This window comes from Enterobacter sp. 3U4, assembly GCF_057224565.1.
Genome location: NZ_CP136665.1, coordinates 1,083,234 through 1,109,438, shown reverse-complemented (window position 1 = coordinate 1,109,438; position 26,205 = coordinate 1,083,234). Strand labels below are relative to the sequence as shown.

The 26,205-nt window shown below is 56.2% G+C and carries 24 protein-coding genes; 3 read left to right on the top strand and 21 right to left on the bottom strand.

Annotated features, from left to right (window positions below; translation table 11 throughout):
- The first annotated feature begins 1 nt into the window (after position 1).
- Complete coding sequence (locus tag RVY89_RS05235) at positions 2–1,168, top strand: fimbrial protein (protein ID WP_484827106.1); 1,167 nt, start codon at positions 2–4, stop codon at positions 1,166–1,168.
- Between the two features lie 48 nt (positions 1,169–1,216).
- Here the strand turns inward: RVY89_RS05235 and cheZ are convergent, their stop codons facing one another.
- From cheZ to RVY89_RS05180, 11 genes are all read right to left on the bottom strand, one after another.
- Positions 1,217–1,861 (bottom strand): protein phosphatase CheZ, encoded by a 645-nt coding sequence (gene cheZ / locus RVY89_RS05230; protein WP_023312251.1) that lies wholly within the window; start codon positions 1,859–1,861, stop codon positions 1,217–1,219.
- Between the two features lie 10 nt (positions 1,862–1,871).
- Positions 1,872–2,261 (bottom strand): chemotaxis response regulator CheY, encoded by a 390-nt coding sequence (cheY, locus tag RVY89_RS05225; protein ID WP_008500431.1) that lies wholly within the window; start codon positions 2,259–2,261, stop codon positions 1,872–1,874.
- 17 nt (positions 2,262–2,278) lie between these two features.
- Positions 2,279–3,328: a protein-glutamate methylesterase/protein-glutamine glutaminase gene (locus RVY89_RS05220; protein WP_008500430.1), complete on the bottom strand. Its 1,050-nt coding sequence runs from the start codon at positions 3,326–3,328 to the stop codon at positions 2,279–2,281.
- On the bottom strand, positions 3,325–4,191 hold the full coding sequence (gene cheR, locus RVY89_RS05215; protein WP_023312253.1) for a protein-glutamate O-methyltransferase CheR: 867 nt from the start codon (positions 4,189–4,191) through the stop codon (positions 3,325–3,327). Before cheR ends, RVY89_RS05220 begins: the two co-directional genes overlap by 4 nt.
- Positions 4,192–4,210: 19 nt before the next feature.
- Entirely contained in the window at positions 4,211–5,812 is a 1,602-nt protein-coding gene (gene tap, locus RVY89_RS05210; protein ID WP_371898695.1) for a methyl-accepting chemotaxis protein IV, read from the bottom strand.
- Between the two features lie 44 nt (positions 5,813–5,856).
- Positions 5,857–7,524, bottom strand: coding sequence for a methyl-accepting chemotaxis protein II (tar, locus tag RVY89_RS05205; RefSeq protein WP_484827105.1), 1,668 nt, complete (start codon positions 7,522–7,524; stop codon positions 5,857–5,859).
- A gap of 84 nt (positions 7,525–7,608) precedes the next feature.
- Positions 7,609–8,571, bottom strand: a complete 963-nt coding sequence (locus tag RVY89_RS05200) for a Csu type fimbrial protein (RefSeq protein ID WP_484827104.1) — start codon at positions 8,569–8,571, stop codon at positions 7,609–7,611.
- A complete protein-coding gene (locus RVY89_RS05195) occupies positions 8,568–10,952 on the bottom strand; it encodes a fimbria/pilus outer membrane usher protein (protein WP_484827103.1) in 2,385 nt (794 codons plus the stop codon). The genes RVY89_RS05200 and RVY89_RS05195 overlap by 4 nt, the downstream gene beginning before the upstream one ends.
- Positions 10,928–11,686 carry a fimbrial biogenesis chaperone gene (locus RVY89_RS05190; protein ID WP_484827102.1) on the bottom strand — a complete coding sequence of 253 codons (759 nt, stop codon included), beginning with the start codon at positions 11,684–11,686 and terminating at the stop codon, positions 10,928–10,930. Before RVY89_RS05190 ends, RVY89_RS05195 begins: the two co-directional genes overlap by 25 nt.
- 16 nt (positions 11,687–11,702) lie before the next feature.
- Positions 11,703–12,251: a Csu type fimbrial protein gene (locus tag RVY89_RS05185; protein ID WP_484827101.1), complete on the bottom strand. Its 549-nt coding sequence runs from the start codon at positions 12,249–12,251 to the stop codon at positions 11,703–11,705.
- A gap of 12 nt (positions 12,252–12,263) precedes the next feature.
- Complete coding sequence (locus RVY89_RS05180) at positions 12,264–12,836, bottom strand: Csu type fimbrial protein (RefSeq protein ID WP_484827100.1); 573 nt, start codon at positions 12,834–12,836, stop codon at positions 12,264–12,266.
- Positions 12,837–13,265: 429 nt separating this feature from the next.
- Between RVY89_RS05180 and RVY89_RS05175 the strand changes: the two genes are divergently transcribed.
- On the top strand, positions 13,266–14,531 hold the full coding sequence (locus tag RVY89_RS05175) for a dicarboxylate/amino acid:cation symporter (protein WP_033145875.1): 1,266 nt from the start codon (positions 13,266–13,268) through the stop codon (positions 14,529–14,531).
- A 104-nt stretch (positions 14,532–14,635) separates the two neighbouring features.
- On the opposite strand, the gene cheW is transcribed toward RVY89_RS05175, so the two are convergent.
- The 6 genes from cheW to flhD all read right to left on the bottom strand — a co-directional run bounded on the left by cheW (position 14,636) and on the right by flhD (position 20,068).
- Complete coding sequence (cheW, locus tag RVY89_RS05170; protein ID WP_008500420.1) at positions 14,636–15,139, bottom strand: chemotaxis protein CheW; 504 nt, start codon at positions 15,137–15,139, stop codon at positions 14,636–14,638.
- Positions 15,140–15,158: 19 nt separating this feature from the next.
- Positions 15,159–17,195 (bottom strand): chemotaxis protein CheA, encoded by a 2,037-nt coding sequence (gene cheA / locus RVY89_RS05165; RefSeq protein WP_484827099.1) that lies wholly within the window; start codon positions 17,193–17,195, stop codon positions 15,159–15,161.
- Between the two features lie 4 nt (positions 17,196–17,199).
- Positions 17,200–18,129 (bottom strand): flagellar motor protein MotB, encoded by a 930-nt coding sequence (gene motB, locus RVY89_RS05160; protein WP_032658606.1) that lies wholly within the window; start codon positions 18,127–18,129, stop codon positions 17,200–17,202.
- Complete coding sequence (gene motA / locus RVY89_RS05155) at positions 18,126–19,013, bottom strand: flagellar motor stator protein MotA (protein ID WP_008500417.1); 888 nt, start codon at positions 19,011–19,013, stop codon at positions 18,126–18,128. Before motA ends, motB begins: the two co-directional genes overlap by 4 nt.
- A 123-nt stretch (positions 19,014–19,136) precedes the next feature.
- Entirely contained in the window at positions 19,137–19,715 is a 579-nt protein-coding gene (gene flhC / locus RVY89_RS05150; protein WP_013096051.1) for a flagellar transcriptional regulator FlhC, read from the bottom strand.
- Between the two features lie 2 nt (positions 19,716–19,717).
- Positions 19,718–20,068 carry a flagellar transcriptional regulator FlhD gene (gene flhD / locus RVY89_RS05145; protein WP_008500415.1) on the bottom strand — a complete coding sequence of 117 codons (351 nt, stop codon included), beginning with the start codon at positions 20,066–20,068 and terminating at the stop codon, positions 19,718–19,720.
- Positions 20,069–20,863: 795 nt separating this feature from the next.
- Between flhD and uspC the strand changes: the two genes are divergently transcribed.
- Entirely contained in the window at positions 20,864–21,292 is a 429-nt protein-coding gene (gene uspC / locus RVY89_RS05140) for a universal stress protein UspC (RefSeq protein ID WP_484827098.1), read from the top strand.
- A 15-nt stretch (positions 21,293–21,307) separates the two neighbouring features.
- Here uspC and otsA read toward each other — a convergent pair whose 3' ends face one another.
- From otsA to araG, 4 genes are all read right to left on the bottom strand, one after another.
- Complete coding sequence (otsA, locus tag RVY89_RS05135) at positions 21,308–22,732, bottom strand: alpha,alpha-trehalose-phosphate synthase (RefSeq protein ID WP_484827097.1); 1,425 nt, start codon at positions 22,730–22,732, stop codon at positions 21,308–21,310.
- Complete coding sequence (gene otsB, locus RVY89_RS05130; protein WP_371898705.1) at positions 22,707–23,510, bottom strand: trehalose-phosphatase; 804 nt, start codon at positions 23,508–23,510, stop codon at positions 22,707–22,709. Before otsB ends, otsA begins: the two co-directional genes overlap by 26 nt.
- A 176-nt stretch (positions 23,511–23,686) precedes the next feature.
- Positions 23,687–24,676 (bottom strand): L-arabinose ABC transporter permease AraH, encoded by a 990-nt coding sequence (gene araH / locus RVY89_RS05125; RefSeq protein WP_371898706.1) that lies wholly within the window; start codon positions 24,674–24,676, stop codon positions 23,687–23,689.
- Between the two features lie 11 nt (positions 24,677–24,687).
- Complete coding sequence (araG, locus tag RVY89_RS05120; RefSeq protein WP_371898707.1) at positions 24,688–26,202, bottom strand: L-arabinose ABC transporter ATP-binding protein AraG; 1,515 nt, start codon at positions 26,200–26,202, stop codon at positions 24,688–24,690.
- Positions 26,203–26,205 lie beyond the last annotated feature (3 nt).

The window sequence follows — 26,205 nt, the reverse complement described above, 5'->3', positions numbered from 1 at the left end:
CATGAGAACTATACTCACGAAACAGGCCGTCTGGGGTTTATTGGCCACGGCATTGAGCCTGGCCGCAACCAGCCCGTGCAGGGGAGCGGTGACTTTACTTCATAACTGCTTCGGTGCGCCGCAAGCTTACACCATAACGTTCGATCATGAGTTTTTGTCCAGCGAAAATATCGCCAATCATGACTATGATGTGCCAAATCATCTTGTCGGCAATGGTCCGGTGATAGTGGCCAACTGCAGCTGTCCCGGAAATATATTTTCTTCGAGCATGGTCTATGAAAAAACGTTTGCCGGGAGCCCGCTGAGTCCGGGAACAAACGGATACGGCTATTTGACCGAAAAGATCGATGCCGATATCACCGCCTACGCTGATGCAATCAACTCTCCGGACGGCAATTCTTTGACCCCGATAGCCGTCAATGAATACCCGACGCCCAGAGGGAATATGCGTAACACGACCGAGAATGCACTCGCCAAAACGGAGGGCGATGCCAACGTTTGCAGTAGTGGCACCCAGCCGAGCAATGCCGCTACGGTAAAGCGTAATTTCCGCTGGAACGTCATTGCGGTCACGCTTCACGTTAAAAAACCCATCCTGGGTCAAGAGGTGATACCTTCGACGATCGTCGCGCAAAACTATGCCTGCCTCTATTTCGGCACAGGGGGAAGCTGCGATCCCGGGCAGGCAGATCAGGTATCTGATATCTGGTTTAGCGGCACGCTTTCTGCGCCGCTCAGCTGCACCATCAACGCAGGCAGTACCATCGAGGTTGAGTTCGGCAGCATCGTCAGCAAGCAATTTGTCATCAAGGGGCAACCGCCAAAACGTTATGCCATCAAAAACGTTGATATTGCCTACCACTGTGATGATAACGCAGTGGGAAACACGGACCGGATAAAGCTCACGCTGACAGCAGATCAGGGGGTCGCGGATAGCAGCACGCCTTACATTGCAAAACTTCTGGACAGGGACGATCTCGGCGTACGTATATATGATGAAAACAGTCAGAACGTTGCGCTGGATGGTACCTATGAGTTTCCGGTAACGATGGACAATCAGGGAAACGGTGTGGTCAAAATTCAGGCTGTACCTGTCAGCACGACTAATGCTCCCCCGGCCCCGGGTCGCTTTGAAGGTAACGTAACGGTGAAGATGGATCTTCGCTAACCGAAATACCCTCAGGTTGAGGCCGCAACCTGAGGGTAATCAGAATAATCAGAAGCCGAGGCTGTCCAGCAGATCGTCGACCTGATCCTGGCTTGCCACTACGCCCGCCTTGCTGGCGTCGAGCTGTGGACCATTGAGCAGGCTTTCGTTCTCGCGTTTTGGACGGGCTGCCGGTTCCGGAATGTTCTCGAGCAGAACCATCAGCAGCTGACGCTCAATCTCCTGGATAACATCCATCATGCGCTTGATCACCTGACCGGTCAGGTCCTGGAAATCCTGCGCCATCATGATGTCCAGCAGCTGTGCGTTGGTGAAGCTGGTGTGGCCAGGCACATCACCCAGATACTGACGGGTATCCGTCACCAGCTCGCGGGCATCCGCCAGCTCGATAGGATTCTCAAACCACTCGTCCCAGCGTTTGCTCAGCGCTTTCGCCCCCTTTTCCATCGCATCCTGGTGCGGCTGTGACGCTTCAACGCTGTTCAGCGCACGTTCCGCAGCCTGAGCGGTCATCTGCACAACATAGTCCAGACGATCGCGGGCATCAGGAATGGCTTCCGCCGCTTCGGCAATCGCCTGATCCAGACCCAACTCACGCAGGCTGTCACGCAGCATGCGCGTCAGGCTGCCGATGCGGACGATGATATCGCTCGGCGAGTGTTCTTCTACGGGTTTCATAGCAGGTTGCAACATTTCCATCACCTCACATGCCGAGTTTCTCGAAGATCTTACCGAGCTTCTCTTCCAGGGTTGCCGCGGTGAATGGCTTCACCACATAGCCGCTTGCGCCCGCCTGTGCAGCGGCAATGATGTTCTCTTTTTTCGCTTCTGCAGTAACCATCAGAACCGGCATAGACGCCATGCCCGCATCGGCACGAATGGTTTTCAGCAGTTCCAGACCGTCCATGTTCGGCATGTTCCAGTCGGAGATAACAAAACCAAACCCGCCAGCCTGCAGCTTGTTCAGCGCATCAACGCCGTCTTCTGCTTCTTCAACGTTGTTGAAGCCCAGCTCTTTCAGCAGGTTGCGCACGATGCGACGCATGGTGGAAAAGTCATCCACAACCAAAAACTTAAGCTCTTTATCCGCCATAAAATAATACTCCTGAGTCAAATACGTATTGCCTGTCCGGCACTGATTTTCGCCAGCATCTGCTGGCTTACCTGGCTAAGATCGACCACTTCGCTCACGCCACCCATATTGATGGCCTCGCGCGGCATGCCGAACACCACACAACTTGCTTCATTCTGCGCAATCGTCCAGGCGCCAGCCTGGTGCATTGCAAGCATTCCGGCGGCACCGTCGTTGCCCATCCCCGTCAGGATCACCCCAACGGCGTTGCGCCCCGCATGTTTCGCCACCGAATGAAACAGCACATCCACAGACGGACGGTGCCGGTTGACCGGCGGTCCGTCATGAATTTTGATTTGATAGTTAGCGCCGCTGCGCGCCAGTTCCATATGCTTGTCGCCCGGCGCGATATAGGCATGCCCCGGGAGCACGCGCTCGCCGTCCTCCGCCTCTTTCACGCTGATCTGGCACAGCTTGTTCAGGCGTTCGGCGAACGAACGGGTAAAACCTGGCGGCATATGCTGCGTGATCAGAATACCCGGACTTGAAAGCGGCAATGGCTGGAGTACATGACGAATTGCCTCTGTTCCTCCGGTTGACGCCCCAATGACCAGCAGTTTTTCAGAGCTGAGTAACGGACCTGCCTTCAGGGTCGCAGGCGCAGCCATCGGCGTGTGGGCGGCAAGCTTCGCACGCGACGCGGTGCGGATCTTCTCGGCGATCATTTCGCTGTACGCCAGCATCCCTTCGCGAATGCCGAGCTGCGGCTTGGTGACAAAATCCACCGCCCCCAGCTCCAGCGCGCGCAGGGTAATTTCCGATCCTTTTCCGGTCAGGGAGGAGACCATCACCACCGGCATGGGCCGCAGCCGCATTAATTTTTCAAGGAAATCTATGCCATCCATGCGCGGCATCTCGACATCCAGCGTTAGCACGTCGGGGTTATATTTTTTAATTAAATCCCGCGCTACCAGCGGATCGGGCGCGGTTGCCACCATCTCCATGTCGCTGTGGCTATTGATAATTTCAGTCATGATCTGACGCATCAGCGCTGAATCATCGACAGACAACACCCTGATTTTACTCATGCTTTTTCCTTACTCAGCGCATATACCGTTTGCCCACGCAGGCTAAACTCACGCGCGAGGTTGCTGAAGTTTTCCGAGTGCCCGGCAAACAGTAAACCGTCAGGCTTGAGCAACGGAACAAACCGACGCAGAATGTCCTGTTGCGTCGTTTTATCAAAATAGATCATGACGTTACGACAAAAAATGGCGTCGAACGGCCCCGGCACGTTGTACTGCTTATCCAGCAGGTTAACGGGCGCGAATTCGACGCAGTTCGCCAGCTCCTGGCGTACGCGTACCAGGCCTTCATGCGGGCCCGTCCCGCGCATGAAATAACGCTGCAGCTGCTGCGGCGACAGCGTTTTCAGTTCATCCTGGCGATAAACGCCGTTACGCGCCTTCTCCAGCACCTCGGTATCGATATCGCTGGCGTAGACTTTCCAGCGTCCGGGCGTCATGCCCAGGGTGTCGGCCAGGGTGATCGCCAGCGAGTACGGCTCTTCACCCGTCGAGGCGGCCGCACTCCAGACGCGATACTCCCCGGTGCGACGGCGCGCATGCTCGGCCAGTACCGGGAAGTGGTGAGCCTCCCGGAAAAACGCCGTCAGGTTGGTGGTTAACGAGTTAATGAAAGCCTGCCACTCTGCGCTGTTCTGGTTCGCCTCGAGCATGCTCAGATAGCGGCCAAAATCATCCAGCCCCAGCGTACGCAAGCGCCGCACCAGACGGTTGTAGACCATGTCCCGCTTATGATCCGCAAGCACGATCCCCGCACGCTGGTAGATTAACTGACATATCCGACGAAAATGCGCGTCGGACAGCGCGAGGCGCTGTGTCATCTGCAACAGTAATGACGTTTGCCCAGGGGGCATTGGTGATGTCATAGCGCCTTCTTAATTACATTCAGGATACAACTGGCACGGCCTGCGACCGCCCGACTTCTGTTACTGCTTCAACGTGCTCTTTCACATTAAACACCGCGACCAGTCCGGTCAGACGATCGGCCTGGCTGGCCAGCTGATCGGTTGCCGCTGCCGCTTCCTCAACTAACGAGGCGTTCTGCTGCGTCACCTGATCCATCTGGCTGACGGCCTGAGCAACCTGCTCAATGCCGCGACGCTGTTCGTCCGACGCCGAGGCAATCTCGCCCATGATGTCGTTAACCCGCGTCACGGAGGTGACGATCTCGTGCATGGTTTTCGCCGCCGTATCCACCAGCGTTGAGCCCTGCTGAACGCGCGAGACCGACTCTTCGATCAGCACCTTAATTTCTTTCGCCGCGTTAGCGCTGCGGCTCGCCAGGTTACGCACTTCCCCTGCCACCACCGCAAATCCGCGTCCCTGCTCACCGGCACGCGCCGCTTCAACGGCGGCATTCAGCGCCAGAATGTTGGTCTGGAACGCGATACCGTCAATCACGCTGATGATGTCGCCAATTTTCTGCGAACTGGTGGCGATCTCCTGCATGGTGCTGGCGACGTGGGACGCCTGGTCGCCGCCCTTCTTCGCCGTCATCGCCGCCTGTTTTGACAGATCAGACGCCTGACGCGCGTTATCGGCGTTCTGGCCTACCGTCGCGGTCAACTGCTCCATGCTGGCCGCCGTCTGCGCCAGCGAGGCCGCCTGCTGCTCGGTGCGGGAAGAGAGATCGTTGTTACCCGCCGCAATCTCAGAGATCCCGGTGTGCATGGCATAACTGCCCTGCCGCACGTCGCTCACCGTTTCCCGCAGCGATCCCTGCATCGCCTTCAGGCTGGCAAAGATCGCCGAAATTTCGTTCCTGCCGAACACCGCCACCGGACGCGCCAGGTCCCCTTTCGCAATACTGTCGAAGTGGCTGCTGATAATCGCCAGCGGCTGCACGATCATTCTGCGGGACCAGAGCAGTGCCCCGCCGGTCAGCAGCCCTGCCAGAATCACAACCACGGCAAAGATGACGCCAGACATGTGATAGCTTTGACGGCTCTGTTCACCCGCACGCTGAACAGACTGATTGATATTCTGCTGCCACGCGTTAAAGCTGCCGTCAAACGCCGCCTGAGACGCCTGAACCGGTGCGGTCATAAAGTCCGACAGCTGGTTGTTCTCAAGCCACGTCGCCTGATGGTCCAGATCGCTGTACCACTGTTCAAAGTTCGTCTTCATGGCGGCCTTCAGCGCTTTCTCTTTCTCGCTGTCGGCGGCCTGCGCCGTAAAGGCCTTAAACTGTGCGTCAGCCTGCTTCAGGCTGTCGCGCGCGGTCGCCATCAGCGCTTTAATGTCATCCGGCGGATAACTCAGCGCGGTTAAGGTTCCCGCCTTGTTCAGCGCAGTGCTTGCCTGCAACAGCACGGCACGCGTTTGTGCCAGTGCGGAGCGCTGCTGATTACTCGCCTCAACGTCCTGCAAATTCTGATAGCCATCGCGAAACGCCCAAAAAGACAACCCGTTACTGCCAACCTGCAACACACCGCAAAGGATCAGAATCAAAAACAGTGTGGTCGAGATACGAATACGATTTAACATCCACGCTCCCATCAAGCGGCAAGCAGCCGCGGTTTAATTGTCAGTCAAAATGTTTCCCAGTTTTCATCTTGTCCGGTCGTCGCGGTGCGCGTACGGTTTGCAGCCGGTTCAGCGGCTGGCGCGCGATACGTCGCCTGCGGGGTGACCGTGTTTCCAGCGAGTGAAGCGAGACGAAACGCCGAGACGGCCATCTTCAGACGGCTCGCCTGGTCTTCCAGCGCAGCGGCCGCCGCAGCGGACTCCTGCACCAGCGCGGCGTTTTGCTGTGTCACGCGATCCATTTCCGATACCGCCAGGGCAACCTGGTCGATACCACGACTCTGCTCATCGGACGCAGAGGCGATTTCACCCATGATGTCCGTCACGCGGGTGACGGCATTCACGATGTCATTCATGGTCTCCCCGGCGCTTTCCACCAGCACGGAGCCGGTATCGACGCGGGAAACGGAATCTTCAATCAGCGACTTGATCTCTTTTGCCGCGTTGGCGCTGCGGCTGGCCAGGTTGCGCACTTCCCCGGCCACCACGGCAAACCCGCGTCCCTGCTCGCCCGCACGCGCCGCTTCCACGGCGGCGTTCAGCGCCAGAATGTTGGTCTGGAAGGCAATACCGTCGATGACGCTGATGATGTCGGCAATTTTCTTCGAGCTGTCGGCGATTTCGTGCATGGTTTTCACCACGCCATCCACCACGCGACCGCCGCGCTGCGCGGTCTCGGAGGCGCTTTCCGCCAGCTGAGACGCCTGGCGGGCGTTATCGGCGTTCTGCTTCACGGTCGCGGTGAGCTGCTCCATGCTGGCCGCCGTCTCTTCCAGAGCGGACGCCTGCTGTTCGGTGCGCGAAGAGAGGTCGTTATTGCCCATCGCAATTTCGCTGGTGCCGGTATAGATCGCCTCCGACCCGTTACGCACGTTGGCGACGGTCTCGATGAGCGAACGCTGCATATGGTCAACGCTGTTTGCCAGCTCGGTGATCTCATTGCGCCCGGACACGGTCAGCGTTTTGGTCAGGTCACCGCCGGCAATTTCACGAATGTGGGCAATGACGCGGCCGAGAGGGTTCAGCAGGATATGGCGAATGCCGTACCAGACCGCAACCAGCACAATAACCAGCGCCAGCGCCAGCACCGCCATCTGCCATTTCGCAAAGCGGTAGTCATTCTGGCTTTCAGCAAACGCGGAGTGATAGAGATCGCCACTGACCTTCGCGTACTCCCCCAGCGCCGCGCCGAGGGCGTTTTGCATCCCCTGCGTCGGCTGTGCGAAATAGGCGTCCATGTTGCCGCTCTCAAGGAACTGAATCAGCTCTGCCAGACCGGCATGGTAGGCGTTGTATTTTTCGTCAATATTCTGGCTCACCTGCTCCATCGCAGGCTGCGGGGTAATCTTTTTGAAGGCGTCGTAATGTTTTGCGGCGTCAGCGAGAGTGGCGCGGGCATTTTTCAACAGATCGGTTTTCGCGCTGCTCTGCTGATTGTTGGGATCCATCATCATGCGCGCGGACGAGCGGCTCAGGTTGATACGCGTTTGCAGCATCAGATCCCACGTTGAAGTGAGCTCACTCTGCTGCAGGCGGAGATCGTTCGAGGCCGCGAAGCTGTCCTGGTTCTGTTTTAACGACGAGAAAAAAAGCCCGCCGGAGATAAGCTGAAGAAGTGCGAAAATGACCAGCACCATCATAAGCATTGTGACAACGCGGATACGGTTCAACATACAACACCTTCTCATAGATTTATTAACGGTGTTATCGGCACTGCCAACAGGAACTTTACATTTGAGAAAGGGAAAAGCGCGGGGTTAGAAAGCCACGTCGACAATCAGCGTATCTGTGTAGGTTCCGGCGGGGGGCGTGGCCTGATTGGTCAGAACTTTCGCGGTGTAGTTGTAGGTGCGCAGTAAACCGTCGGTACTGACCTGCGATGACGTCGCGCTGGTCCAGCGTTCGCTGCCGCTGCCGCCCCAGCGGTTGCCCGTTGCTTCTTTATAGATGTCATAACTCAGGTAGTTACTGCCGCTTACCATCCGGCGCACGTTATTCAGCGCGTTAGCACCGTTGTTAATGCCGATGGTATACGTACTGCCTTTGGTACAGGTGACGGCAATCGCCTGCGAGACGGTAGGGAAACTTTGCACCAGCGGCGCGCTGTTGAAGTTGACGTCCGGCGTGGTCATGGCGCTGCAGTCGTTGGTCACGGTCAGGTTAAGGAGGATGGTGGTCGTCGCCGTGCCCGTCTGATTGATTGTGCAAATGCCGAGCGCGCCCACGGAGCAGACGCTGTAGTTAACGCTGAAGGTTAACTGCACCTGATACGGCCCGGCAGAAACGTTCTGTCCGGCGACGGTGCGGAAATAGAGCGGGATGTTGTACTGTTTTGAGCCCAGCAACCCCAGCAGGGTATTTCCGCTCCAGGTATATGATTTACTTATCTGTACCTCGCTGCTGCTCGCACAGCCCGCGAGTCCGCATAGCCGGGTGGGGATCACGTCCGTGATGGCCGCGTTATCCGTGCGTTTCATGGTGGCCCGGCTGCTGCCCGAGACCGATGCCGCGGTATAGGTCAGGGTCACCGAGTCGCTGGTCAACAGATTCAGTATGGCATCGCACGCCACCACCAGCGTGCCGGTGGTTTCCACCTCCCCGGTTCCGCTGAGCGCAAACGACGTGACGCTGCCAAACGAGGCATTGACCGTACTGACGGTACACGCCGCCCAGCCTCCGCTGGAAAATAGCAGCAGTATCAACAGCAGCAGGCGTTTCATGGCGCCTCCCGACAGACCAGCGGACCGTAGGTTTGCAGCTTGTGCTCCGGATTGGCTCCCACGGTGAGGGTAGCCCGGCAGCGTTTTCCATCAGGCGCGATCACCTCCAGCGGGTTCACATCGCTAAGATTTTCCAGCCAGGCGATGCCGTCATACCCCACCACCGCATTGCTGCGCGAGGCGCGTCGGACCTGGCTTCCCACCGGCAGCGCCTGGCCGCGCGCATCGTGCAGAATGACGCTTGCCACCCGCTCCTGCTCCATCGGGAAATCAACCAGATAGCCGCTGTGACGCCGGATAGCGATCCGCCGCTCGGTCTCTTTCAGACGGGTATCCGCCGGCAGGTTCAGGGTATCAATCCGGTAGCTTGCCGGATAATATGCCGATACCCCGCTGACCAGCAGGTAACCGTTGTTATTCGTTTTGCCGACGGGCTGATTCTCATAGCTGACGGGCACATCCGGATGACCGTCGGTACTGATGACGACAAACGCATCGTTGATCTTATTCGCCGCAAACAGCTCGCCGTCCATCAACACAATTGCGCCCATCGCTTCGCCCCACCAGGTCATCATGTCCCTTTCGCCGTAGCCGCCGCCCTGCAGCTCTATGTTGTTATTGCGCCAGCCCAGCGTGCCCTGCTGATAATCGCTGGATCTTGACTGGTTGGCCCAGGCCATGTTCCAGCTGAACCCACCGTCAGAAGGCATGGAGTGGTTATAGTTGATGCGCTGGGTACTGCCGGCATCCGGGGTGTTTTCAACGGTAATGGCAGCGCTGTCGCGTGCCCCCAGCGGCACCTGCAGCGACAGCGCGACCGTCCAGTCTCCCCGCTGCTGGTCCCGGCTGCCGGCCAGATAAATACTGCTCGCGCCCCACAAATTGCGGCTCCATGAGAGGTTAAGCAGCTCTGTTTTTTGGCTGTCAAAACTCTCTACCCCGATCCAGGCCGCGCCGATATTGCCGTACTGCCCCAGGTTGAAGGTCAGAGAATACTGGTCCGTATTGCGGCTGAAGCTGGCGATGGGTTTATCGTTCTCGTCATACACCGTCGGCTGGTCGTAAAGGGCCAGATTGCCAAAGCCGCGGTCGCGACGCGTGTGCTGGGTGGCCACGCTGAACTCGCTGGTGCTGTACTGGTAACCCCAGCTGATTTGCCCGCCCGCATCCCCGCGCATGCGGCTCTGCGAGTAAGCGGTATTAACCACGCCAAGCTGACCGAGTTTAATCACCGTTCCTGCCCCGCCCAGCGCCAGTTCCTGCGCACCTTCCGCGTGCCCTTCCAGGGTCAGCCAGTCCGTCACCCCGTAGCGATACGAACCGCTGCCCGCCGCCGAGCCGTAGTCAAAATTCTTGATACCGTAATTGCGCCGCAGGCTGCCCAGCGTCACGGCGCCGTCGCTTAGCCCTTTTTTGAGCAAGTCGCTGGTGACGTAAAACGGTAGCGTGGTGCTTACCTGTCGCCCCAGCGCATCCGTCGTGACCAGCACCGCGTCCCCTGCGCCGTTGATGTAGGGCAGATTGGTCAGGGTGAAGGGGCCCGGCTGAAGCTGGGTTGAGCCGGAGCGATACCCGTTGATAAAGAGATCGACCGACGTGGGTACCGCCGCTTCTCCTGCGAATTCGGGCAGCGGCCACGTCACCAGGTCAGGGCGCAGGGAGAAATCCCGCCCGACGCTTATCCCCCCCATCCGCACGCTGGAGCTCCAGCTCAGGGCATCGCTGATCACGTCCCCGACGCTCCAGCTCATCGCGTCATCCTCGTTGGTGAACAGCAGGGACGTGTCATAGCGAACGTATCCCTCCTGCTGACCCTCGTTACCGGTGAAATTTTCCCGGGCATAGCCGGTGGAGGAAAACGAGCCGTTCTCGTTGAAGTAGCGGAACTCATGCCACAGCGACGCCTGACCGCCGATATGTTCCGTATGGTTGGTGTAGAAATCGTAATTCAGCAGCGCCCCGCGCCCAAAGTGCGGTTTGGCCTGCGCCGCTTGCGTGCTGAAAGGCGTCACGCGGGCCGTCACCCAGTCGCGAGGAACCGTCAACAGCAGGCGCTGCGCGGCGCTGTCGTACTCCACCCGCACCTGTGTAAGCGAAGAGAGATTCACCTCTCCGGGGGGAACATGCGCCGGTGGCAGCCCCGCGCGCAGCAGGTCGGCGCTGGAGATAAAGAAAGCGCCTTTACGCTGCGTCACGGGCACGACCAGACCGGTATCGTAGTGGTTGAGCACCAGGGCAAGCTGGAACACCGCTTCATCATTTATCGCCTGTGCCTGGGGTGGCGGCGGTAAACTGTCGTCGCCGGGCTCGGCCAGGGTCGCGGAACTGACACAGAGCAGTATCATTATTGCCGGCTTCAGTTGACGGGCGTCGACTGCCATTGTGCGTCCCTGGCATTAATCTGCGCGCTCATCCGCTCTGGCTGGCGAACGCCAGCGGGTATGGGCCAGCTGCGGGTGCTGCCGGGAAGTACGTAACCCAGCAATCCCTCCGCAACCGTGCGTTTCTGCCCTCCCTGCTCCAGCGCCACCTGGCTGAGCCTGACGTGGACATCCCCCCGATTTCTTACCTCCAGCGCAGGCTGCCCGTCCGAACGCGTCACCCGCCAGCTCAGGTTTTGGGTTTCCGCCAGCGCGTGATGCGCGCCCTCTTTGATGGTCGGGATCCCCTGTCCATACACGAACAAAGGAATGGAGTAACGCATCTGCAATTTGAGGCCGATGGCGGGTTCGGCTTTGGCATCAGGCTGGGGGATTTCATCTACGATGATGCGGTAAGCCTGTTCGACACCCGCGGGAACCGAAGCCTGTTTGATAAGGCGAATAAGCTGCTTGCTGCCGGTGCCAATCGTGACGATGGGCGGGCTGGCGACCACGTCCTGCTGCGCCGTGTAGCGCTCGAGCCCGTTCTCCTGCTTCCAGCGCACGATGCGCACCTGCATCGTCGTTGCGCTGCTCCCCTGGTTCTGGATCCACAGCTCCGTGGCGTTGGCATCCGCAGCAAGCCATGGATCGATAGGCCAGAGCAGAATGGTGGCTGCCGCCTGCGCCTGGCCGGTTGCCGCAACCATGCCCAACGCGCCCGCCAGACAAACAGGTCTAAAAAATGGCTTCATCAACACTCTCCCTTTTTTACCATGACAAAGTCACAGTGAGCTGATCGGTATACGTTCCCGCCGGGCTAAACCCGGTCAGTAGCGCCACGCCAAAAAGCGGCAGCGCGATGTTATTGCTGTTGGTATAGGTAACCGGTATCGCCTGGTTGACGCCGATTTCACTGTTCGCGGCCAGCGAGCTGCTGCTGTAGAGCCGGTATGGCACCAGGTCTGTTCCACCGGACCGCTTCATGCGGCGAACGGATGAATAATTTTGGCCGCCATTAATGCTCATGCTTAGCGCCACGCCTGGCGTACAGGCGATGGATAACGCCCCGTTTGGCACAAAGCTGGTGCTCACCGGCGCGCTCTCGACGCCGTTATGGCTGCCAAAATCCAGCGTACCGAGAAGCCCTCCGCTACCGGTGGCCACCACGCACCCTGGAACAATGGTCGCGCTGACCTTAAAGGACTGTGATGTCACCGCCCCCGCCGCGGGCATCATGAGCACTCCTGCCATCAGCGCGAAAAAAGGCTGCACGCGTCCCTCCGCGCGTTTGCGCAGACCTGTGAGAGTTGCCTTCATGGCGGTTCGGGACTAGTAGGTGACGCTGACGTTAATCGTGTCGGTGTAGGTTCCCGGGACGACCGTCACGCTGTTACCGCCGCCGGTAATACGCCCGTAGAGGGTGTAACTGTCCACTCCTCCGGCCGTAGAGGCGATCGGCAGCGCGGTATTATTGGCAATCACGCTGTTAAACCCGCTGTCGCTGTAAAGGCTGTAAGCCACGCCCTGCGCCGTATTGCTCGTGTTGACCAGATAGCGCGCAGGCGTTCCCGGCGTGCCTACAACGGTGCCGGGTGCAGAGGAGTTGGTGTTGCCGGTGATCGCCACCGTATAGCTGGCGGTCGTACATTGAATGGTGAAGGTGTTTCCGCCGCTGGCACCGGTTAGCTGCGTGGTCAGAGTGGAAAACGTTGCCGGATGGGTGCCAAAATCCAGCGTCCCGAAGTTAATGCCGTTTTGCGTGGGCGAGCCGTTTATCAGACAACCATTCGTGAGCGTCAGCGTCGCGCCGATGGTGCCGCTGCTGGTGACGGCCAGTGCCTGATGGGCCGTTGTCGCAGTCAGTAAGGTGCCTGCGCAGATCAAAAGGAGTTTTCTTTTCATTTACCACCCTCCAGAAGACGTCTTCGTTCCCTTGCCACGTTTTATTTTTGTCGTTCAAGATGTTAGCCCCGCTTAACGTTCCTCTGAGGGGGTTATTGAGAATTTAGTTTACGGATATCGCTTCGACCACCTGCCCCTTAACGACTAAGCACTTTGTCCTATTGACTTCTTATTACCTTATATAACAAAGAGTTAAATTTAATTTTTCCGCTTTTTAATTTTATCTGGAGAGAATATATCCATTAAAGTGTGATGGAGATCACAATATATCGTCAGGGTAATAACAACAAAATTAATAAAACTTAAAAAGGAGTTGTATCCCCCTACGCTTTGCGTCAATTTATGTGCCGAATAATTTCCCGCGTCGTAATAAAAAATTTATATGTATCGCCGCGGGCTACATCTGAAGCGCATAGAGGGTCTTTTTTCGTGGCAAGTGCAAACAAACTCACACTCTTCATCGTGATATTCATGCTGGCGGGTATTCTTTCAGGGGCAGCAATTCATGAATATGCATCTGCGGATGCCATCAAAGCCTGGTCGGATAATATTACCCTTCTGACCGATATTTTCCTCCGACTGATCAAAATGGTCATTGCACCGTTGGTCTTTAGTACGCTCACCGTTGGCATTATGAAGCTGGGCGAAACCTCTACCATTGGACGCGTTGGCGGCAAAGCGATGGTGTGGTTTATCAGCTCATCCGTGCTCTCTATTCTGGTCGGCCTGTTTATCGTCACGCTGGAGCATCCGGGAAGCGGTCTGAACCTGACGGTCCCTACCGAGGCGGTAGATACCGGTCTGGCCGTTGGCGGCATGACGCTGAAAGCGTTCCTGTCACACACCATTCCAACCAGCATCGCGGGGGCAATGTCGAACAATGAGATCCTGCAGATTGTGGTGTTCTCAATGTTCTTCGGCATTGGCGGCGCGTCGCTGGGGCAGAAATTCAACGCCCCGCTGGTGGCCGCGCTGGACGTGGTTTCCCATATTATGCTGAAGGTCACGGGTTATGTGATGTACGTGGCTCCGCTGGCCATTTTCGCGGCAATCTCATCCGTCATCGCCACGCAGGGTCTGGGCATTCTGTTGAACTACGCCTCCTTTATTGGCGGCTACTATGTTGCCATTCTTCTCACCTGCATGGTGCTGCTGGCCGTGGGTTACATGGTGTTGAAAAAAGAGGTATTCCGCCTGGTCAGCATGCTCAAGGATCCGGTCCTGGTGGCGTTTACCACCAGCAGTTCTGAAGCGGCCTACCCTAAAACGCTGGAGCAGCTGGAGCGTTTTGGCTGCTCGCGCAACATCGCCTCTTTCGTTCTGCCGATTGGCTACTCATTCAACCTGGTGGGGTCGATGGTGTACTGCTCTTTCGCCTCGATGTTTATCGCACAGGCGTACAACATTCACCTGAGCTTCTCTGAAGTGACGGTGCTGATGCTGACCCTGATGCTGGCCTCCAAGGGGATTGCGGGCGTGCCGCGCTCCTCGCTGGTGGTGCTGGCCGCGACGATCCCAAGCTTTAACATTCCGGTGGCGGGTATTCTGCTGCTGATGGGTATCGACCACTTCCTGGATATGGGCCGTTCCGCGATTAACGTTCTGGGGAATGGTATTGCGACCGCGATGCTGTCGCAGAATGAAGGCGCGCGGGAAGCGGAAGCTGAAGCGGAGCTGGTAAAGCAGGAAGCGTAAGGTGAAAAAAAGGGTGAGGCCTGATGCCCTCACCCCAGCCCTCTCCCTGTGGGAGAGGGAGCAAACACAAAAAACGGCAACCTGGGTTGCCGTTTTGCATTTACCTACGCTACGTGACTCGCGGCGATATCCAGCAGCGCCATCTCATCGCTGTTCAGCAGCTTCTCAATGTTCACCAGAATCAGCATACGCTCGCCGAGCGCGCCCAGGCCGGTCAGGTATTCGGTCGACAGCGTGACCGCAAACTCCGGCGCAGGGCGAATCTGGTCAGAGGTCAGGGAAAGCACATCAGATACGCCATCCACCACGATACCGACCACGCGCTGCCCCAGGTTGAGAACGATCACCACGGTGTTGTCGTTATAGTCAACGTCGCCCTGGCTGAACTTCACGCGCAGGTCCACGATGGGCACAATAACGCCACGCAGGTTGGTGACACCTTTAATAAAAGCAGGCGTGTTAGCGATGCGGGTAACCTGGTCGTAACCACGGATTTCCTGCACTTTCAGGATATCGATGCCGTACTCCTCATCGCCTAAAGTGAATACCAGGAATTCCTGCCCTGATGGCTCGCCCGCCAGTTTCGTTACATTACTCATACCGGTCATGTTATTACCTTCTACTTAATCAGGCGGCTGTGTACGCCACACGTTGTTCACGATTTAATCCCTGAAGCGCCGACACGTCGACGATCAGCGCCACGCTACCATCACCCAGAATGGTGGCGGCAGAAATACCCGGCACTTTGCGGTAGTTGCTTTCGAGGTTCTTCACCACCACCTGGTGCTGGCCAATCAGCTGATCGACCAGCAGCGCGTAGCGGCGGCCCGCGCTTTGCAGGATCACAACGATGCCCTGCGTGGCCTCGGTCTTTGCCCCGTCCACTTCGAACACTTTCCACAGTTCCACCAGCGGCAGGTATTCACCGCGCACTTCAAGCACGCGCTCGCCGCCCGCCAGCGGATGCAGATCTTCTTCACGCGGCTGCAGGGATTCCATCACGGCGTTCAGCGGCAGGATAAAGACTTCGTCCGCCACTTTGACCGACATGCCGTCGAGGATCGCCAGCGTCAGCGGCAGCAGGATGCGAATGGTGGTGCCGGAACCCTGTTTAGACTGGATCTCAACGTGGCCGCCCATCTCCTGGATGTTACGTTTCACCACGTCCATGCCTACGCCGCGCCCGGACACGTCGGTCACCTGCTCTGCGGTAGAGAAGCCCGGCGCGAAGATGAGCATGCCCACTTCTTCGTCGGTCATGTTTTCATTGACCGCCATCCCCTGCGAAATCGCTTTTGCCAGGATGCGCTCGCGGTTAAGACCCGCGCCGTCATCGGTCACTTCGATGCAGATGTTCCCGCCCTGGTGTTCCGCAGAGAGGATCAGGTTGCCGACCGGGGATTTTCCGGCGGCAATGCGGTTTTCCGGCAGTTCGATACCGTGGTCGAGGCTGTTACGCACCAGGTGCGTTAACGGGTCAATAATGCGCTCGATCAGGCTCTTATCCAGTTCGGTTGAGCTGCCCATCAGGGTCAGTTCAATCTGTTTATTCAGCTTGCTGGCAAGGTCGCGGACCAGGCGCGGGAAGCGGCTGAAGACGTATTCCATCGGCATCATACGGATGGACATGACCGATTCCTGCAGGTCGCGGGCGTTACGCTGCAGCTGGCCCATGCTGGTAATCAGATCGCCGTGGGTGACCGGGTCCAGCTCGTTAGAACGCTGTGCCAGCATCGACTGGGTGATCACCAGCTCGCCAACCAGGTTAATAAGCTGGTCAACCTTCTCAACGGCAACGCGGATACTGGTTGACTCGCTGGAGCGCGCGGCAGGTTTCTCACCACGGCCAGGCGCAGCGGCCTCTTTTGGCACTGCCTTCAGCGCCGGGGCCGCTGGGGCCACAGCCGGTGCTGCGGCCTGAGCGACAACGGCCACCTCTTCCGCAGCGGCAGGGACGTCAACCGCAGCCGTTTCGGTTTCGAAGGCGATCTGGTCAGCTTCAATCACAAAGCACAGAACCGCCACGATATCGTCCTGGCCAATACCGTCATCAAGCGTCGCGGCCAGGCTGTCTTTGCCTTTTACCACGTTGCTTAATTTCGCCAGGTTACCCAGCTCTTCTTCCAGCAAGTTAACTTCATTCTCTTTCAGGCGTGACAGCACAACGCGCAGTTTGCCCGCTTGTGCAGCTGCTGGCGCGGCCTCGTCGGCAGCAACCGCATCGACAACGCTCAGTTTCGCCGCAGGGACAACGGCTGCAGCGACCTCACCTTTTGCTTCCAGGGCGAGCTGGCGCAGCGCATTGCAGATGTATTCAAAGCTGGCGGCATCAGGCTCTGCCGAACTTTTATAGGCGTCGAGCTGTTCCTGCATAATATCTTTGGTTTCCAAAAACAGGTTGATAATGTCGGTATTGAGCTGCATCTCACCGCGTCGTGCGTCATCAAGCAGGTTTTCCATTAAATGGGTCGTTTCCTGCAGGATGGTAAATCCAAACGTTCCGGCTCCGCCTTTAATAGAATGCGCCGCACGGAAGATGGCATTGAGCTGCTCGGAATCCGGTGCTTCGGGCACCAGATCGAGCAAGTGTTGCTCCATATCGGCCAACAATTCGTCGGCTTCATCAAAGAATGTCTGGTAAAAATCGCTAATATCCATGCTCACGCTATCACCTCGGATTGGCTGGTGGCGATGTTGGAACGGCAGCCGAAGGAACGGCCCCAGGCTGTTTTAAATCGTCCAGTGACTCATTCTGACTTTCGGCGTTTTCATGCAGGATGGCCTGCTCCGCCTGCTGGTTCAGCACTAAAAGACTGATACGACGGTTGATGGCATCATCCGGCCCGCGGTCGGAAACGCGCATGGTTGCGGCCATGCCGACTACGCGCAGTACCTTGCCATCATCAAGCCCACCTACCACCAGCTCGCGACGCGAGGCGTTGGCACGATCGGCAGAAAGTTCCCAGTTGCTGTATCCCTTCTCCCCACTGGCGTACGGGAAATCGTCCGTGTGTCCTGACAGGCTGATTCGGTTAGGAATGCCGTTCAGCACAGGTGCAATAGCACGCAGAATATCGCGCATGTACGGTTCAACTTCCGCACTCCCGGTTTTAAACATCGGGCGGTTCTGGCTGTCGATAATCTGAATACGCAGGCCTTCCTGCACCAGGTCGATCTTCAGATGTGGTCGCAGCGCGCGCAGCTTCGGATCCGCTTCAATCAGCTGGTCGAGATCGCCACGCAGTTTCTTCAGGCGAGCCTGTTCCATCTTTCTCTTCAGCTCGTCGATGTTCGGCTCTTTTTTCACCTCACCCTTCTGCTGGGTGTAATCATCGCCGCCGCCCGGAATCGGGCTTTCGCTGTTAGAGATACGCGGCCCGCCGGCCACCGCCGTTGCCAGCGGCGTGCGGAAATACTCGGCAATCTGGATCAGTTCTTTTGGGCTGGAGATGGAGATCAGCCACATCACCAGAAAGAACGCCATCATTGCGGTCATAAAATCGGCGTACGCGATTTTCCACGAGCCGTGCGCGCCATGCCCACCGCCCTTGTGCTTGCGTTTTTTTACGATGACGATCGGATGGGACTGGTTTTTCATGCGTCCTCAGTTGTCGTCTGTTGGTTTGGGTTTTTCACCGCACGCACGTGTTCTTCAAGCTCGATAAACGACGGACGCTCGCTGGAGTAAAGCGTTTTACGGCCAAACTCAACCGCGATCGGTGGCGCATAACCGTTGAGGTTAGAGAGCAGCGTGATCTTCACGCACTGCATCATTTTGGTGGTTTCCGCGCTCTTCTGGCGCAGTACGCTTGCCAGCGGAGAGATGAAGCCATACGCCAGCAAGATACCGAGGAAAGTCCCCACCATCGCATGGGCAATCAGCGCGCCGAGCTCGGCTGCCGGACGGTCTGCCGAGGCCAGGGCGTGAACCACCCCCATTACCGCAGCAACGATACCGAATGCCGGAAGCGAGTCGCCGACCAGCGCCAGGCTGTTGGCCGGCACTTCAGATTCGCTTTCATGGGTTTCGATCTCTTCGTCCATCAGCGCTTCGATTTCGAAGGTGTTCATGTTGCCGCTGATGATCAGTCGCAGATAATCGACGATGAAGTCCAGCATCATGGCATCGGCAAGAATGCGCGGATAACTGGCAAAAATTTCGCTCTCTTTCGGGTTTTCAATATCCCGTTCAAGCGAGAACATCCCCTGCTGACGCGACTTCGCCATCAGGCGATAGAGCAGTGCCAGCAGATCCATATACATGCTTTTGGTGTATTTCGAGCGACGGAACAGCAACGGAATCGCTTTCAGCGTGCCCTTGATCGATTTACCGTTGTTGCCAACGATAAAAGCCCCTACCCCTGCGCCGCCGATGATAATAAGTTCAGCCGGTTGATAGAGTGCTCCAAGGTGCCCGCCGGTCATCATGTAACCGCCGAAAACTGTACCGAGAACTACCAGGTAACCTAATAAGATAAGCACGACATCATCCTTCCGCTAGTGACTATGGCAAGGACGTCCAGCTCGCAGCGTTTACCGTTTGCGGGGTAAAAAAAAGCAGCGGTAATTGCTTACCGCTGCTGGAATCTTTCCCACACGTTCGGGTTAAACAGCTTGTTCGATCTGTTCATCCAGCAGTTGTGGAATAATATCGGCAGCATCCCGGGAAAGTTTACGTCTTTTTACTGCTCGGGATGGAGGCTGACATAAACTACAGGCGAAGCTGCCTGCAGGCTGATGAGCATGGGTAATAAAATTGCCGTCGCAGCAGTTGCAGCGCGACAGTTCAAGCATTCCGCTCTCAACAAAACGCACCAGCGTCCATGCGCGGGTCAGCGCCAGCAGAGGGCCTTCTTCCTGCTGTGGGCATTGTTCAAGGTAAAGTTTGTACGCTTTGATCACGGCGTCAACGCCGCTACACAAACCGGTTTTGAGAAGATACTGCCAGGCATTACAGAACATGGAAGCGTGAATATTCTGCTCCCACGTCATAAACCAGTCGGTAGAAAACGGCAGCATGCCTTTCGGCGGGGGACTACCACGTAACTCTTTGTACAGTTTGATGAGACGACCACGGCTCAACTGAGTCTCGCTTTCCAGCATTTGTAAACGAGCACCCAGTGTTATCAGCTCCATGGCTAACTGTATGTCACGCGCTTCCTGAACAATGCTTTTCTCGCTCATTGCTAGGCCCTTTTCTTGCGGGCTACGTCATCAGGCTGGCTGATTTCGTTAAGCAAGCGAGTGGAAAGAAGAATACCGGTATGGATCTGTTGAAGATCGTCTACACGGGACTCCTGCGTCAGACGCGTTATTGTCTGCGAATCATCGAAACGGAACTGGCAAACCAGTTGATTCGTTTCAGCCAGTTTAACCATCTGCGGGAGGGTTAAACCGCCCAACATGGTTGCCATCTCTTCGTTAATACCCAGACGAAACATCGCGGACGCCTTGTCCTGACTAATCAAACGCTGCGCGAGCAGTAAATACGACAAATTGATGTCATAGATATGTTTTAGCAACTCGGATGTATGCATTGTTCCCATCCCGAATAACCAACTATTATTTTTATGCGGAAAGACCGCACCCCGTGATGTCGCCGGGAAATCACCCGGTATAAAAAAGAAAAGGCTAAATGCATAGTTGAATTTAGGTTTGTATTCATTGAAACCCGTAAGAGAGAAACCGCGAATGTGTCTCTTACATGTTTTATCATTTCTTACAAATAACTAAGATTTTTCCTAATTCGACGCAAACTCTACTCGTCAGTTTTGCCACATACAATCCAGCCACCCTCAAATTTAAAAAAAATGTGATCCACGTCACACAATTTAAGTGAATATGACCCATAAATCCATCAGTATGACTTGTAATTTGTTCAATTTTTAACCAATCAGTACTGTTTTGTATTCTTAATTGACGAATACTCATGCAGACGGGCGATCCGAACTGGCATGCAACGTGCTTTGACCGCCGTAAGCGCCGCGCGGAAACATTTACAACAACCCCCTCTCCTGGAAACATTTTTCTTACCGTGAAAAAACATATAGTTATGCAGGTAGCACAAAAAATATGTTTCATAACGTGATCATTCGAAATGATTTTGTAACGTGACAAAACGATTTAACAGTGAAAGCGTGAATTTGTGTGATTTACGTTAAGTTGTTAATTTTTTTCATTTAGGGGCATTTTTCAGTTATTCTTCTTATAAGAATAATTAATGAATAATTATGATAAGCTTCACACTAATGTCGTAATCAGCTCTTGCAGAACCCGGGAATTCGCGGTAAAGGTGATCAAACGCTGTCTTTCAGACACCCAAGGAGTGCGCCATGAGTTACTCCCATCTACTTGTTTCTGTTGCTGTTTCTCCAGAAAGCCATCAGCTCGTCACCCGGGCGGTTTCCATTGCCAGACCCCACAATGCCCGCATCAGCCTCATTACGCTTGCGGCTGAACCGGAGATGTATAATCAGCTGGCCGCCCCTATGCTGGAGGATATTCGTGAGGTACTTCAGGAGGAAACGCAGCAGTTTCTGCGCGAGCTGGTAGAAAAGGCACACTATCCTGTCTTTGAGACCGTTATAGCGACAGGAGAACTTAATGCCCATATTCTCGATATGTGTCGTAAACAGAATATTGATTTAGTGATATGCGGGAATCATAACCACAGCTTTTTATCGCGCGCGGCCTGCGCGGCGAAATCTATTGTCGCGTCAAGCCAGGTTGATGTTCTGTTAGTGCCGCTTGGGGGGCGTTAACCCCCCAGGGAAATATCAGGCAAGTTTAGGGAATGTTGCGATCTTTTTTTGTAAATCGCCTTCATGGCTTTGTGGGGCGATATCGCGGAGATCCTGAATAAAACGCGCCTGCCAGTGGTTAATATCGTTTTTACGGATCGTCTCCATCATTTCAGCATGGCGGGAAATACGCTCCGTGAGCGGCATGGTCAGCGCGCGGTTCAGCGCGTTAGCCACGTCATCGCGATCGTAAGGGTTTACAATAAGCGCCGACGTGAGCTCATTTGCAGCTCCGGCAAACTGGGAAAGCACCAGAACACCCGGGTCGGCAGGATCCTGGGCCGCCACATACTCTTTCGCCACCAGATTCATCCCGTCGCGCAGCGGCGTGACCAGCCCAACGTCCGCATAGCGGAAGACCTTCATCAGGATCTTACGGTCAAAATGCTGATTCAGGTAAAACAGCGGCGTCCAGCCCAGCTGGCCGTAGCGGCCATTAATGCGCCCTGCTTCTGTCTCCAGCTGGTGGCGAATGTCCTGATAGGCCTGAACTTCACCGCGCGACGTCGGCGCGATCTGGGTATAACGAATTTTCCCGTGATGCTGCGGGTATTTATCCAGCAGCGTTTCATATGCCAGGAAGCGCTCCGGCAGCCCTTTGGAATAATCAAGACGCTCAACCGAGAAGATATTTTTCACGTGCTTGAGTTCATTCTTAAGCTGAGCCAGCTTCGGCGGCAGCGGGCCAGAGGCCTGCTCCGCGATTTCGTCAGGTTCAATCCCTATTGGATACACTTCGGTGTGGAACGTTTTTCCCCACGCCGTATGGGTTTTCCCGCCTTTGGTCACCAGACGCGCCTTCCCTGACACGGAGTCAAGGAATGCCAGTCGGTCATTTTCCGTCTGGAAGCCCAGCAAATCGTAGTCACACAGCGCCTCCAGCAGCTCTTCATGCGGCGGCAGCGCGGTAAAAATTTCCGGGGTCGGGAACGGGATGTGCAGGAAGAAGCCAATCCGGTTATTCACCCCTCTTTTTCGCAGCTCGCGCGCGAAGGGCAGCAGGTGATAATCGTGGATCCATAAAATATCGTCTTCTTCTATTAATGGCAGCAGTTTATCCGCCAGCAATGCATTCACGCGCGAGTAGCCTTCGAAGGATTCACGCTGAAATTTAACCAGGTCAAGACGATAGTGAAACGCAGGCCACAGGACGGCATTCGAGAACTGCGAGTAATACTCGTCGTAGTCTTTCTCTTTCAATGCAAATGAAGCCCACGTAATGTTTCCGCGCGTCACCTTTTTGAGCGGCTTCTCCTCTTCACTGATTTCCCCACTCCAGCCAAACCACAGCCCGCCAGCGGCTTTTAAGGCACCTAACACCCCCACCGCCAGGCCACCTGCACTGGCTTTTTTATCATCAGGCGGTGCGATTCGGTTAGAGACGACGACTAAGCGACCCATAATGGTTTCCCCCTTTGTTTTGCGCTATTTGTTGTTGTTGCTGGTTAGCGATATCAGATACCCACTGCCAGACGCTGGCGACATCCGCCAGCCGCCATTCGGCGACAGTGTCACCAGGCCCTACCTTAACGGCGATCCCTCCGGCCTGATTAACCACACGGAACCCGGCCTCGTCGGTCAGGTCATCCCCAAAGAAAACAGGCGTCCGGCCCTTGAAAGGTGCCTCCGCCATAAATGCGGCGATGGCTGCGCCTTTATTAATCCCCTTAGGCTTTAACTCCACCACGCATTTGCCCGGCTGCAGCGCCAGCTGTGGATGCGCTTGCGCAACCTTCTGCGCAAGCGCAAGCACGGCGGCTTCATGCTGCGGTGCCTGGCGATAATGCAGGGCAAAGGCCATCCCTTTGGCTTCCAGCTCGGTGCCAGGCAAGCCTGCCAGCGCAGCAGAGAGCTGCTTCTGGAGCGTTTGCGTGAGTGCGTCGGGGAGTGAAACGATATGCGTTTGATCATGGATGTCGCGGCGCTCCGCTCCGTGTACACCGGCCAGCGGAAAGTGGTAAGGACTGGCGAGCAGATCGAGCTCGGCCATTGAGCGCCCTGATATCAATGCCAGTGCTCCCTCGTTCATGAGCGAGAGCTGATGCAAATCCTGTAACACCGCCTCCGGAATAGACACCTGATCGGGGTGCGGTTTTATCCCGGCGAGCGTGCCGTCGAGATCAAAAAAGAAAGCATAGTGTCCGGGCAGTACAGGCGGTGCGGTTAACATGTCAGCCACCCTTTTCCTCCTTACGGTTGACGAGAGGTAAACGCCTTTACCTCTTTCATAGCCATGTAAGTATAGACAGTGTGACGTGGCTCGCCATTTGACAACCGCCCCGCCAGCAAAACTGGCGAGGCGGTTCAGGGGTCAACTAAGGTTATAAGTTGAGCAATAAAATACGGGAGAAAGGGTTACACGGTACGCTTCGCTTTTTGCTTGTAACGGTCGAAAATCACGGCTGCGAGCAGGATCAGACCACGAACCACGTACTGAGAGAACGGCGAAATATTCAGCAGGTTCATGGCGTTCTCCACCGTCCCTAAAATCAGGATACCGGCCACCACATATGAGATTTTTCCGATGCCGCCCTTTAGGGAAACGCCCCCTAACACGCAGGCTGAAATGACGATCAGCTCATAACCGATAGAGGTCATTGGCTGGCCGCTGGTCATACGCGACGCCAGAATAATCCCCGCGGCGGCGGAAACCAGCCCTGAGAGCACAAAGATAATAATCTTGGTGCGTACGACCGGCACCCCTGCCAGACGGGCGGCCTCTTCGTTACCGCCAATCGCCAGCGTATTACGGCCAAAGGTGGTCCGGTTGAGCAGGAAGCCGAACAGGATCAGGCAAGCCACGGTCAGCCAGATTGGCGCAGGCAGCCCAAGCCAGTTGGCGTAACCCAGCGTAAAGAAGCGCTCGTCTTCAATCCCCACCGCTTTACCGTCGGAGATAATATAGGCCAGCCCGCGGACAATTTGCATCGTCGCAAGCGTGGTGATCAGGGCGTTAATCTTCAGACGGGCGATAACAAAACCGTTCACCAGACCGCTGATGACGCCAAGAAGCAGACCGGCAAAAACGCCAATCCACAGGCTCTCCGTCATGTTGATCACCACGGCCGTCGTGACGCCTGCGCAGGCAATCACCGACGCCACCGACAGGTCAAAATCGCCGGAGGCCAGGCAGAACAGCATCCCGCAGGCCACCATCCCGGACATAGAAATGGCCAGCCCCAGCCCCTTCATATTAATGAAGGTGGCAAAATTAGGGACAAAGATCGCGCAGGCGAGAAACAGCGCGGCAAACACCACCAGCATGCCGTACTGATCCCAGATACGCCCAACGCTCAACGCCGACTTCGACTTCGGCACTCCGGATGTAGTAACAGAGGACATCATTAACTCCTTACTCAGGCGACAGCCTGGCTGACTTTAGGCATGGCGAGGTTCAACGCCTGTTGTTCATTCGCCTGTTCATGAAGTAATTCACCGGCAATTTCGCCTTCACGCATCACCACAATGCGGTCGGCCACGCCCAGCACCTCCGGCAGATCGCTGGAAGCGAAAAGCACCGCCACGCCGCGTTTTGCCAGCTCATAGATCACGTTATAAATCTCGTGTTTTGCCCCCACGTCGATACCGCGCGTCGGCTCGTCCAGCAAAATGACCTTCATATCCTCCGACAGCCAGCGGCCCAGAATGGCCTTCTGCTGGTTTCCGCCGGAAAGATTCATGATCAGCTGTTCCGGCCCCGGCGTTTTGATATTCAGCGAGCGAATATGGTGGTCGGCGTTGCTCGACTCCCAGCTATCGTTTATCAGGCAGCCTGCGCGAATAAACTTGCGGCGGGCGGAAATATTGATGTTGTCACGCACCGAGTGCACCGGAATAATGCCCTCGGCTTTACGGTCTTCCGGGCAGAGCATCATCCCCGCCCTGATTGCGTGGGCCGGTTTCTGGATATCTACCCGTTCGCCGTCAATGGAGACCTGCCCATCGGTAATACGGGTACCGCCGAACAGACCTTTCATCAACTCGCTACGCCCCGCTCCCACAAGACCAAACAGGCCGACGATTTCACCGCTGCGTACGGATAACGAAATCGGCGTTCTGACGCCTGGCGCTTTTACGCTATCCAGGCGCAGGCGTTCCGGTCCGTACTGGCGCGGCTGCCAGTGATAGATATCACCCAGATCGCGTCCGACCATCGCCTGGACCAGCTGGTCATGGTTCACCTGCGCCATGTCGGTAAAGGTGCGCACATAGCGTCCATCTTTAAATACGGTGATGGCATCGCTCAGGGCAAATATCTCTTCCATGCGGTGCGAAACGTACAGAATCGTACGGCCTTCCTGACGCAATTCGCGGATCACGCGGAACAGATTTTCGATTTCACGCTTCGAGAGCGAACTGGTGGGTTCATCGAAGGCAATAATTCTGGCGTTACGCGCCAGCGCCTTGGCAATTTCGACCATCTGCCACTGGCCGATGGAGAGATATTTCAGCGGCGTCTGGGGATCGACGTCCAGACCCAGGTGTTTAAGCTGCAGCCCCGCTTCATAATTAAGTAGCGAACGATTCACCACGCCGCCTTTGTGCGGGAGCTGTCCTAAATAGATATTTTCCGCCACGGTCATCTCAGGGATGAGGTGCAGCTCCTGATAGATAATGGCTACCCCGGCATTGAGCGCCGCCGTGGTATCGGCAAAAGCGACCTCTTCGCCGCGGATCGCCAGCGCACCGGTCGTGGGCGAGTAGTTGCCGCTGAGGATTTTCAGCAGCGTGGATTTTCCCGCACCGTTTTCCCCCATCAGGGCATGGACCTGGCCGGCATAGCAGTCGAAGCTGATATCGGTCAGCGCGTTAACACCGGGGAAGGTTTTCCCGATGCCGCGAAAAGAGAGATACGGATCAGACTGTTGCATAAC

Excerpts from the sequence above, each read along its gene's own strand:
- RVY89_RS05235 (WP_484827106.1), top strand. The coding sequence starts at position 2 with ATGAGAACTATACTCACGAAACAGGCCGTCTGGGGTTTATTGGCCACG.
- cheZ (WP_023312251.1), bottom strand. The coding sequence starts at position 1,861 with ATGTTGCAACCTGCTATGAAACCCGTAGAAGAACACTCGCCGAGCGAT.
- cheY (WP_008500431.1), bottom strand. The coding sequence starts at position 2,261 with ATGGCGGATAAAGAGCTTAAGTTTTTGGTTGTGGATGACTTTTCCACC.
- RVY89_RS05220 (WP_008500430.1), bottom strand. The coding sequence starts at position 3,328 with ATGAGTAAAATCAGGGTGTTGTCTGTCGATGATTCAGCGCTGATGCGT.
- cheR (WP_023312253.1), bottom strand. The coding sequence starts at position 4,191 with ATGACATCACCAATGCCCCCTGGGCAAACGTCATTACTGTTGCAGATG.
- tap (WP_371898695.1), bottom strand. The coding sequence starts at position 5,812 with ATGTTAAATCGTATTCGTATCTCGACCACACTGTTTTTGATTCTGATC.
- tar (WP_484827105.1), bottom strand. The coding sequence starts at position 7,524 with ATGTTGAACCGTATCCGCGTTGTCACAATGCTTATGATGGTGCTGGTC.
- RVY89_RS05200 (WP_484827104.1), bottom strand. The coding sequence starts at position 8,571 with ATGAAACGCCTGCTGCTGTTGATACTGCTGCTATTTTCCAGCGGAGGC.
- RVY89_RS05195 (WP_484827103.1), bottom strand. The coding sequence starts at position 10,952 with ATGGCAGTCGACGCCCGTCAACTGAAGCCGGCAATAATGATACTGCTC.
- RVY89_RS05190 (WP_484827102.1), bottom strand. The coding sequence starts at position 11,686 with ATGAAGCCATTTTTTAGACCTGTTTGTCTGGCGGGCGCGTTGGGCATG.
- RVY89_RS05185 (WP_484827101.1), bottom strand. The coding sequence starts at position 12,251 with ATGAAGGCAACTCTCACAGGTCTGCGCAAACGCGCGGAGGGACGCGTG.
- RVY89_RS05180 (WP_484827100.1), bottom strand. The coding sequence starts at position 12,836 with ATGAAAAGAAAACTCCTTTTGATCTGCGCAGGCACCTTACTGACTGCG.
- cheW (WP_008500420.1), bottom strand. The coding sequence starts at position 15,139 with ATGACCGGTATGAGTAATGTAACGAAACTGGCGGGCGAGCCATCAGGG.
- motB (WP_032658606.1), bottom strand. The coding sequence starts at position 18,129 with ATGAAAAACCAGTCCCATCCGATCGTCATCGTAAAAAAACGCAAGCAC.
- flhC (WP_013096051.1), bottom strand. The coding sequence starts at position 19,715 with ATGAGCGAGAAAAGCATTGTTCAGGAAGCGCGTGACATACAGTTAGCC.
- flhD (WP_008500415.1), bottom strand. The coding sequence starts at position 20,068 with ATGCATACATCCGAGTTGCTAAAACATATCTATGACATCAATTTGTCG.
- uspC (WP_484827098.1), top strand. The coding sequence starts at position 20,864 with ATGAGTTACTCCCATCTACTTGTTTCTGTTGCTGTTTCTCCAGAAAGC.
- otsA (WP_484827097.1), bottom strand. The coding sequence starts at position 22,732 with ATGGGTCGCTTAGTCGTCGTCTCTAACCGAATCGCACCGCCTGATGAT.
- araH (WP_371898706.1), bottom strand. The coding sequence starts at position 24,676 with ATGATGTCCTCTGTTACTACATCCGGAGTGCCGAAGTCGAAGTCGGCG.
- araG (WP_371898707.1), bottom strand. The coding sequence starts at position 26,202 with ATGCAACAGTCTGATCCGTATCTCTCTTTTCGCGGCATCGGGAAAACC.